General features: G+C 37.8%; 10 protein-coding genes. 6 read left to right on the forward strand and 4 right to left on the reverse strand.

All coding sequences use genetic code 11. From position 1 onward, the window contains the following. Positions 1–89 precede the first annotated feature (89 nt). From B5D20_RS01660 to B5D20_RS01675, 4 genes are all read left to right on the forward strand, one after another. Entirely contained in the window at positions 90–1,808 is a 1,719-nt protein-coding gene (locus B5D20_RS01660) for a sigma 54-interacting transcriptional regulator (RefSeq protein ID WP_078664490.1), read from the forward strand. A 165-nt stretch (positions 1,809–1,973) separates the two neighbouring features. Beyond that, positions 1,974–2,822 carry a fumarate hydratase gene (locus B5D20_RS01665; RefSeq protein ID WP_078664491.1) on the forward strand — a complete coding sequence of 283 codons (849 nt, stop codon included), beginning with the start codon at positions 1,974–1,976 and terminating at the stop codon, positions 2,820–2,822. Between the two features lie 11 nt (positions 2,823–2,833). Then, complete coding sequence (locus tag B5D20_RS01670; RefSeq protein ID WP_078664492.1) at positions 2,834–3,388, forward strand: Fe-S-containing hydro-lyase; 555 nt, start codon at positions 2,834–2,836, stop codon at positions 3,386–3,388. A 14-nt stretch (positions 3,389–3,402) separates the two neighbouring features. After that, on the forward strand, positions 3,403–4,644 hold the full coding sequence (locus tag B5D20_RS01675) for an NAD(P)-dependent malic enzyme (protein WP_078664493.1): 1,242 nt from the start codon (positions 3,403–3,405) through the stop codon (positions 4,642–4,644). Between the two features lie 26 nt (positions 4,645–4,670). On the opposite strand, the gene B5D20_RS01680 is transcribed toward B5D20_RS01675, so the two are convergent. After that, positions 4,671–5,480, reverse strand: coding sequence for a LysM peptidoglycan-binding domain-containing protein (locus tag B5D20_RS01680; protein ID WP_078664494.1), 810 nt, complete (start codon positions 5,478–5,480; stop codon positions 4,671–4,673). Between the two features lie 28 nt (positions 5,481–5,508). Here B5D20_RS01680 and B5D20_RS01685 point away from each other — a divergent pair, with 28 nt between their 5' ends. Together B5D20_RS01685 and B5D20_RS01690 are read left to right on the forward strand one after the other, a co-directional pair. Next, complete coding sequence (locus B5D20_RS01685) at positions 5,509–6,723, forward strand: HEPN domain-containing protein (RefSeq protein WP_078664495.1); 1,215 nt, start codon at positions 5,509–5,511, stop codon at positions 6,721–6,723. Continuing rightward, positions 6,723–7,175, forward strand: a complete 453-nt coding sequence (locus B5D20_RS01690) for a hypothetical protein (RefSeq protein ID WP_078664496.1) — start codon at positions 6,723–6,725, stop codon at positions 7,173–7,175. The genes B5D20_RS01685 and B5D20_RS01690 overlap by 1 nt, the downstream gene beginning before the upstream one ends. Here the strand turns inward: B5D20_RS01690 and B5D20_RS01695 are convergent. The 3 genes from B5D20_RS01695 to B5D20_RS01705 form a co-directional block, all read right to left on the reverse strand. Then, positions 7,159–8,109: a tyrosine-type recombinase/integrase gene (locus B5D20_RS01695; protein WP_159071875.1), complete on the reverse strand. Its 951-nt coding sequence runs from the start codon at positions 8,107–8,109 to the stop codon at positions 7,159–7,161. The genes B5D20_RS01690 and B5D20_RS01695 overlap by 17 nt on opposite strands. A 70-nt stretch (positions 8,110–8,179) precedes the next feature. Continuing rightward, positions 8,180–8,980 carry an AlbA family DNA-binding domain-containing protein gene (locus B5D20_RS01700; protein ID WP_078664498.1) on the reverse strand — a complete coding sequence of 267 codons (801 nt, stop codon included), beginning with the start codon at positions 8,978–8,980 and terminating at the stop codon, positions 8,180–8,182. Next, the gene (locus B5D20_RS01705; RefSeq protein ID WP_242952030.1) at positions 8,977–9,963 is read right to left on the reverse strand and encodes a potassium channel family protein; all 987 of its coding nucleotides are present in this window, start codon (positions 9,961–9,963) and stop codon (positions 8,977–8,979) included. Before B5D20_RS01705 ends, B5D20_RS01700 begins: the two co-directional genes overlap by 4 nt. Between the last annotated feature and the right edge of the window lie 295 nt (positions 9,964–10,258).

Consider the following 10,258-nt stretch of genomic DNA (forward strand, 5'->3'; position numbering starts at 1 on the left):
AACAATAGTTCGCAAAAAAGAAAAACTTTTTTAAATCTTAGAAAGGATTATGGCAACTATTGTAGAATTAAAAAGGTGGGGTGAGGAGTATGTCAGGAGTAAGAGTGGCAATAGTAGGAATGGGGCAGGGTGGAAGCGCTATTTATCAAGTGTTAAAAACCATTGAAGATTGTGTCATTGTAGGTGTCTGTGACATAAATGAAGATGCTCCGGGTCTGAAATTGGCTCGAGCAGATGGGGTTCCTATTACCAACAATTTCTATGATTTTTTGGATACCATTAATATTGATGTTTTAATCGAAGCTACTGGCAAACCATTGGTCCAGGAAACCATTCGTAAACTTAAACCACCTAGTATGGCGGTTATGGATGCTCAAGCAGCTGATCTAATGATGCTTGTAGTTAAAGCAAAACAAAAACTGCTGGAAGAAAAGAAACAATTGCTGGAAATAAAAAGAATTAAAGGGGAAATGGATGCTATTCTGGCCAGTGTTCAGGAAGCTATTGAGGTAGCAGATATCAATGGATATATCAAATATGTCAACCCTGCTTTTACTAAAATCACAGGTATTACCGCAGAAGAAAGAATCGGCCAGAACATTTTTTCCGCCTCACCCGATGGTGCCCTGGCTGAATGTTTGCGAACTAGGAAAAATATTTATGGCTGGCGTACCAAAGTAGGAGGTACCAATGTCGAGGTTGTATCCAATGCTTCGCCCATTATAATAGATGGACAAATGGTTGGTGCAGTTGTGGTATTTAACCACTTAACAGACTTCATGAAAGTGATGGAAGAATTAAAAAGAAGCACATCAATAATTGAAAACCTGTATGATCGCTTAGGTCAAATTACAGGCTCTAAATATACTTTTGATACAATTATAGGCAATAATGAGGAATTGAGAAAAGTAATAAATATAGCAAAAAAAGCTGCCCTGAGTAATTCTACAATTTTATTGTTAGGAGAAAGCGGAACTGGTAAAGAGTTATTCGCTCACGCTATCCATCAATATAGTCTTCGGAGAGACAAACCCTTTATTAAAGTCAACTGTGCTGCTATACCAGATAGCTTGCTGGAAAGTGAGTTTTTTGGCCACGAAAAAGGAGCTTTTACCGGTGCAGTTAAGACAAAACTGGGTAAATTTGAACTGGCTAATGGAGGAACAATTTTTCTAGATGAAATTGGTGATATGAATTTATATTTGCAAGCGAAACTCTTAAGAGTTATACAGGAAATGGAATTCGAAAGAGTTGGTGGCACTCAAACTATCCAGGTTGATGTTAGAATAATTGCAGCAACCAATCGAGATTTAAAGGAACTGGTTCGCAAAGGTACCTTTCGGGAAGATCTTTATTATCGCCTGAATGTAGTGGAAATAACTATTCCGCCATTACGCCAAAGAAAAGATGATATCATCCTGATTGCAAATTCATTAATAGTCAAGTTTAACCGTAAGCTGGGCAAAAAAATAAAAGGCCTTTCTAAACAGGCAGAGATAATCCTGGAATCCTATGATTGGCCTGGAAATGTACGGGAACTTGAAAACGTGATTGAACGGGCCATGGTAATAGCTGATGAAGATTTAATTACTCCCAAACATCTCGTCCAGTACTTAGAACCTGTTTCTACCACTGCAACTCTGCCAATTGTTGAAGATCTTATACCTTTTGATGAAATGGAGAAAATACTGTTAAAGAAAGCCTTAGAGCGATTTGGTAATTCAGTTGAGGGCAAAAAAATGGCGGCAAAAGCCTTAAATATTTCTTTAGCTACCTTATATAACAAATTGAAAAAATACCAGTTATAACCCGTATATGCGGGTTTTCTTCTTTTTAAAATTTAAAAAAGATCAAACCCGTAATTTTCTTTATTTTAGAACAAAATGTGTGTTGTATACGTCAACAAATTTATTTTGCAATTGGCATCATTTTTGCAATAAACAAAAAGAAAACAAAAGGAGGTAAAATCCTAAATGACAATCAGAGAAATCCATGTGGATGAAATTAGGCTTGCAGTAGCAAACCTGGTAAAAGAGGCAAATTATTTTTTGCCTGAGGATGTAGAGAATGCCATAAAAAAAGCTACAGAAACAGAACAATCTCCAAACGGAAAAGAAATCTTGAATTTATTATTACAAAATGCACAGATTGCACGAGAAGAACAAATGCCTATCTGTCAGGATACCGGATTTGCTGTTATCTTTGTAGAGTTAGGTCAGGATGTTCATATCACAGGTGGTGACCTGATTACTGCCATCAATGAAGGAGTAAGATCGGGATATGTTGAAGGTTATCTACGGAAATCTATAGTCGGTCATCCTCTTGAACGGGTTAATACTAAAGATAACACTCCGGCAGTCATCCATCTTGAGATTGTACCAGGAAGCCAGCTTAAAATAGTGGTCGCTCCTAAGGGTGGCGGTAGTGAAAACATGAGTGCCTTAAAGATGTTAAAACCAGCAGATGGTATAACTGGAGTAAAGAAATTTGTCCTGGAAACTGTAAAAAATGCAGGTCCAAATCCTTGCCCTCCGATTATTGTCGGAGTTGGAATTGGTGGCACCTTTGAAAAATGCGCCTTATTGGCCAAAAAAGCTTTATTGAGACCTGTTGGTAGCAAAAACCCCGATAAAATTGCCGCAGAATTAGAAGAACAATTATTACAGGAAATTAACTCAAGTGGCATTGGTCCACAGGGACTGGGGGGCAAAATTACTGCTCTAGCAGTTCATATCGAACTATATGCTGCCCATATTGCTAGTTTACCGGTAGCAGTTAATATTAACTGTCATGCTGCCCGCCATAAAGAAATTGTTCTATGAGGAGGTAAATTATGGCTGAGATTATAATTACACCACCACTTACCGACGAAATGGTTGAAAGCCTGAAAGCAGGTCAACAAGTATTAATTACAGGTTATATCTATACCGCGCGGGACGCAGCTCACAAAAAGTTGGTTGAATTAATCGATAAAAACGAACCCCTGCCCATCGAGCTGAAAGGTCAGATTATTTATTATGTCGGTCCTACACCTGCAAAACCCGGACAGGTAATCGGATCTGCTGGGCCTACTACCAGTGGAAGAATGGACGCTTATACACCAAAACTCCTTGAAAAGGGTCTGAAAGGCATGATCGGCAAAGGACTCAGGTCCTCTGCCGTGAAAGAGTCAATTATCAAAAATAAAGCGGTATATTTTGCTGCCATTGGGGGCGCAGGAGCCTTGCTGGCAAAATGCATTAAAAAAGCGGAAGTAATAGCTTATCCTGAACTGGGGGCTGAGGCAATTTATTCTCTTTATGTAGAAAACTTTCCTGTAATCGTCGTTAATGACTGCTATGGTAGTGACCTTTATGAATTAGGAAAAGAAAAATATGCAACAAGCTAAAGGAGGCATAATTCATGAACATCTATGAAAAAGCATTAGAGTTGCACCGTAAACACATAGGAAAGATTGAAGTTATTTCTAAAGTGCCAGTCAATAATGCTGAAGAGCTGAGCCTGGCTTATTCACCCGGTGTAGCAGAACCATGTCGCGAAATCAGTAAAGAACCGGAGAAGATCTATGAATATACTGCTAAAGGCAATCTAGTTGCAGTAGTTTCCGACGGGACCGCAGTGTTAGGTTTGGGAGATATTGGGCCTCTTGGAGCAATGCCTGTAATGGAAGGAAAAGCTGTATTGTTTAAAGAATTTGCCGGCGTAGATGCTTTCCCAATTTGTTTAAATACCAAGGACCCTGATAAAATCGTGGAAACAGTAAAATTACTGGAACCTACTTTCGGTGGAGTAAATCTGGAGGATATCGCAGCTCCAAATTGCTTTATCATAGAAGAACGGCTAAAAAAGGAAACAAACATTCCTATTTTCCACGATGACCAGCATGGTACAGCCATTGTAGCAGCTGCCGCGATTATCAATGCATTAAAAGTTGTAAATAAAAAGATTGAAGAAATAAAACTAGTAGTCAATGGTGCCGGTGCCTCTGCCATCGCTTGTACTAAACTGTTAATGAGTTTAGGTGTGAAGAATATTATTATGTGCGACAGTAAAGGTCCCATTTACAAAGGTAGAAAAGAGGGGATGAATCCCTATAAAGAGGCCATAGCTGAAAAGACCAATCAGGAAATGGTGACAACGTCCCTCCGTGATGCTTTAAAAGGCGCAGATGTCTTTATGGGCCTTTCCAAAGCAAAACAGGTTGATGTAGAGATGGTAAAATCCATGGCCCCCAATCCGATTATCCTGGCAATGGCTAACCCCGAGCCTGAAATCATGCCGGAACTGGCCAAAGCCGCAGGAGCAGCAGTGATAGGAACTGGCCGTTCTGACTATCCTAACCAGGTGAACAATGTTCTGGCATTTCCTGGCATCTTCCGCGGAGCATTAGATGTGCGGGCAACAGATATTAATGAAGAAATGAAGCTAGCTGCTGCTTATGCTATAGCTAATCTGATTGCTGAAGCTGAGCTTTCACCTGAATATATTATACCTAAACCTTTTGATCCCAGAGTTGCACCTGCAGTAGCTGCTGCTGTTGCCCAAGCCGCTATGCAGTCAGGTGTTGCAAGAATAACTGTAGATCCTCAACAAGTAGCAGAAAACTGCAAAATGCTAGTTGAAAAAATTAAGAATCGAAAATAAGTAAAACAGGGGAAATACCCCTGTTCTTATTTTTTCCTGATTTTAAGTTGAGTACCAATACTAACTTTAGCAGGATTTATGATTTGATTGTCCTGCATTATCTGAACAAATTCAAATCCAGAGCCATAAAACTTCTTGCTAATTTCCCATAAGGAATCACCACTTTTTACTGTGTATAAAAAATATTCTGGTTGAATTTCAGATTGAATAGTTTTAGATTCCTGTTCCTGTTTTATTTCTGAACTGTTAGCCTTTTTTTCTATAGGAAAAGGATCCCCAATTTCTTCTTTATTAATTTCTTCTCCTGGCAATGAAACAGGCCTTTCTGTGACCGGTTGTTCTATTTTTCGCATAACTGGGTATAAAAAGGCAAAAATTATAGTAAAGAAAAGAGCAACCATTAATAAATACTTGTAATAAAAGGCAAAATTACTATCTTCAGGTGAATGGCTCAATGGAACAGGGCCTTGCCTGTGCGGTTTACTGTTAACTTGATTGATTTGTTGTGTTAGGGTATAATTTCCATCTTCTTTTAAAGAAAGTACAATCACAGTTGGAACATTTATGTATTTAGTAATATCAACAGCCTCATATTCTGAGCCAGATAATTTTACCCAGCCCAAGACTTCCACCTTATTTTCATGACTGAAGGCTAAAATTTTTTTCCATTCTTCAGCCGGAATCATGGCTTGTCCATGAATTGTCGACTTTAGCTCTGCCCACAAATAATTAGTAACACGTTTAGCATGTAAATCACCAAAAAGAATCGCAATACCTTTATTTTCCCGGTATAAATTTTTTAAATCAATATCAATAGTCCATTCAATTAAAGCCATAAAAATACCTCCAAAGGAAGGGGTTTTGATGACTCGGCAATTCTGGCCAATCAGTAATTGTATAATATCAGTGGAAGATAAACAGTTAAATTATCCCGTTGATGTGTTTCAAGCCTATTACTATAAGGCTGCCCCCAAATACATAGTAGGGATTATCGATAAATGGATTAAAGGCAAGGATCTAACAGAAAAAGACTATTATCTGTTAATAAAAAAACTCTTTAGTTTCAAGCCCAGAAAAAATACATTGTCTGCTAACAGTATAGAGAACCTATGTGGCGTTTATTGGGCTAATGGTTGGATGATAATTGAGGAAAAAAAATACGAAATTGAAAAACTCTTTATCAGATACTGTCTGGGAAAAATACTGGATGAACATACCTGTCCCTTAATAAATAAATATTTTCCCCAGCTAAACTTTAACTGGGAGCTATACCCATTACCAGAAGGCGAAGAGCGAAAACTATTATTACAGATAAAGATCGCTTTCATGTTCTCTCTTTACAATTATATCAACTATTATGAATCTAAACCAGACAGAATAGGGGGATTCCTTAACTATTTTTTACATGAGATGGAAAAAAGGCTGGTTTTTATCAACCAAATTTGGCTTAAACATGGAGAAAGTATCGAATATATACCGATTTTTGAAGATGATTTCAGGCATTTCTCATTAGAACAAGAACAATTTATATCTAATGTTATTTCTAATATCTTCATTAATGAATCAACTTCGAGCCAATTAAATAAGATCATCGAAGAAGCCCTAATACAGCAAGCCAAAATGGCGATTGAAAAGCAAGAGCCTCTAAACCTTCAACCATTAATTATAAAAGTTGTTAGCTTGCAGAAAAGTAAAGAATTTTTGCAAACAGCCTTGCTCTGCTATGAACATGGATATTATAATTCAACTGTGAACAGGTGTTATTACGCTATGTTGCGCTGCGCTAGAGCTTTATTATCAACTATAGGTCACGTCAAGCCCTGGAAAGGGAAAAGCCTGCGTTCCATGGAGTCCCATGAAGAAATAATTGAAATGATCGAGCTTAAATTAATTAAAGAAAGAAATTTACTTCCTGAAAGCAGCTTACAGGATTTTAAAAAAGTTCTTTTTTGGCGTATGCTAGCTGATTATGCTGAAGAAGAAGTGAAAAGTACCCAGGCTTTTAATATGTATAAAAAAGCCAGCAAGTTTTATAAAGATTGCCTAAATGCTATTGCAAAAATCGGAGGTATTAATTAATGTTATTATATTTTCTCATTAATAGACCCTGTGAGTTGAAGCTTGTTTTAGGGGATCATTTTTTCGAAGTCGCCCGAACTAAACCTGAATTTATAGATGAATGGGAAAGCTATTGTCAAGAATGCGGAGCTAATTTTTCCTATTGTACTGCTGGATGCTGTGGATGGATTAAAAATAGTATCGATTGTCGAAGATTAATAAAACTAGTTACGGATATGCGTAAACCTCAGCTGCTATGGGAGATTTTTAACTTTTACGAACAAGAGATTAATCCAGAACTTTTTTGGGATATAGTTTTACCCTATACAACCAGTGATAATGTTTTATCAGTTTTGGCTGATTTCTGGCAGCTAGCCAAGGAAAAAAATTTATTGCCGTTAGAATGGCATGCACTTGCCCAAGCCTTTCAAACGGCAACAGTATTAAACGAAGAGATTATTGTTTTTCGCTAAATTCACTTTCCGGGTTTGTTAATAATGGGTTTAAAGCAGCTGATTGTTTTAGTTTTTCTTTAACAACATGGGTATAAATTTGTGTTGTAGATAGATCAGCATGACCAAGAAGCTCTTGAATATCCCGTAAGGGTACCCCCATGGAATGGAGTAACGTTGCACAGGTGTGGCGCAAGGTATGAGGAGTCACTTCAGAACCAAGTCCTGCTTTTCGTGCCAGAGTTTTAATTAAATTATACATTCCTATACGTGTAAAAGGTTTGTTGTATTTCGTTAAAAAGAGGTAATTGGTGCTCTGGGGACCTCTTTCGCTAATATACTCCTGCACTAACTGCAATGCTGGCCCTATTAATGGTACAATCCGATATTTCCCGCCCTTACCATAAACCGTTATTTCTCCGGCTTCAAGGTTGACATTTTCCAGCTTTAGGTTAATTAATTCCGAAATTCGCAATCCACACGTGAGAAATACATATAAGATAGCTTTATTTCTTTTTATGTATTTAGTTTCTTCAGCACTGGCCAGTATTTTCTGGCTTTTGACTGTGGATAAAAACTTAGGCAATTCCCGGCGTCTGCGTTCCGTGTAGCCCTTGATACGCAAGGTAGGATCCAGGGGAATAAACCCTTTAAATTCTAGGTATCTAAAAAATGCTTTGAGGGAAGCGATCTTACGAGCCAAGGTACTTTCCTTAACGCAAAGATTATCAGTTAAGTAGAGGATATATTCTAGAATAAGTTCAGAATTGATTTCCTCAATTTTAGAGATTTGCTTGGTTTCAAAAACCCAGCGAAAGAACATTTGAATATCACTCATATAAGCATTTACTGTTGCTGGCGATTTTTTGCGGCTAACACCGGTTTGACCTAAACGTAAATGAACAGAAAAAGATTCCAGCAAATTATCTAGATCGGATATTGTAGCCGTTAACAAAGTAAACCCTCCATTTTCTTTATGCACCTATACATAAGACACATTATGTATAGGTGTATCTATCTGTTTTTTATTTCCCCTCGATTTGACAATAATATGTATCCAGCAATGTTTCAAGCTCCTGGTTAATTTGTTCTAATTGCTGTATAGCTTGATCTAGCCGAAGTAAAAACTCCAATAAGTTCCCCAGCTCAACCATATCCAGGTTTGTCAAATGATTTTCTGCCTGTTTTATTAACTTATAGACATTAATGCCATCATTATAATCAGAAAGGTCAATTTGTGCCTGACAAAAATCATTAGCCTCAATCTCAGTGATTAATGTTTTGGCTCGAAATAATTCGCTACTCAATTTGCTAACTTTGATAATTAATAAAGATAGATTTTCTTTTTCCTGTAACAAGGAACGCAACTTCTGGTGGTTTCTTTCCAGTACAATTTCGGTAATTTCTTCACTGGATGCAACCCGTACTTCATTGTGAACTCTGATGTAGACCTTATCCCTGACTAAATGCAAGTAACCTTGACCCCGTTCGACTCTTATTACTAGAACCTCTTTATCTTTTACCTTTGCTTTATAGATATCAGGCTTTAATGGAGGTGAAATAATATCTCTACACAAATTAATAATTCTTTGCTCCAATAGATCATTGCTCTTAAAACCTACTACTTGTCCATCATCATCGACTCCAACCAGTAAGTAACCACCATCTGAATTGGCAAAGGCTGCCAGGTCTTTCGCCAGCTCAAAATGCTGGGTAATTCTGGGCTTGTCTGCCTCTGGCAAAAATAACCCCCGTTTAAAATCCACGTGATTATTTTCACCGGCACTTATCATTGCCATTATTTGTTTAGCAGTCAAAGGTTTCATATTTTACACCTACCACAAGCCAGTTCCTCAAGCTTTTGTAACTGTTGTCTGGTTCCAATGGCAATCAAAATATCTCCTGATTGCAGTAATTCTTCGGGGCCAGGGTTCGGTTTTAGTTTGCCTTCCCGCTGGATTGCAACAACCATGGTCCCCGTTTTTTCTCTGATTCCACTATTTTTTAAATCCTTATTCACCAGAACTGAGCCATCTGCAATTAATAACTCCTCTATTTCCAATTCAACATCTTCTACACAGACCAGAGTATCTACGAAATCCACAGAAGCCGGTTTTATAATGGAAATGGCCATCCGTTGTCCGCCAATTATCGCCGGTGAAACTACCTTATCTGCACCTGCTCTATATAATTTTGCTTCCGACTCCTTTCTCTCTGCTCTGGCAACAATCGTAATGCCAGGATTGATTTCTTTTGCAGTGAGAGTAACAAAAACATTGTTTGCGTCCCCGGGTATGGCACTAACTAGTCCTTTAGCCCGCTCAATCCCTGCTTTTCGCAAAACCTCTTCCATACTGGCATCCCCAAGAATCGCCAGAACCCCTTCCTCCAGCAAACTATTGAACAGATGTTCTTCCTGTTCAATAACGACAAAAGGTGTCCTTTCTTTTTTGAGCCTTTCGATTACTTGTTTCCCTACTCTACCTGCACCGCATACGATGATATGGTCACGTAATTTGGCTATTTCTTGTTTCATTTTTCTTCTCCCCAATAAATCAAATAAATCCCCTTCAACAATAAGCGCCCCGATAAGCCCCAGGGCATAAAGGATTAGTGCCAGCCCAGCATATGAAAGAAAAATGGTAAAGTATGTACCCGGCACTGATAATGGTTTAACCAAACCATATCCCACTGTAGTTAATGTAATTGTAGTCATCCAAAGGGCATCTCGCAGGGAATAATCCTCAATTAACATATATCCGATGGTTCCTAAAAAAATACTGACAAATACAGTAGTGTTGCATAAAATTTTTTAAAATTTGTCAAGCTGGGAATTAATTCGATTTAACACAAAATAGGACGAATTATGCGTTTTTTAGCTGAGAAATATAAAAATCTCCTTTATAATAGAGATTAAGGGTAGTCCTTGCCCAAATCTCTAATATAAAGGAGAAGCTATAATGCAAGGCAAGGATATCACAAAATCCACATTTTTTCAATTGTTTCAGCCAATTTTTAACGAAAAAATTTTTCAGCTTATTAATAACGCAGGTGTTGACAAATACGTTAAAAAACTGACAGCACTTAAGCTATTCTATCTTCTG

Source organism: Carboxydocella sporoproducens DSM 16521 (assembly GCF_900167165.1).
GTDB lineage: Bacteria > Bacillota.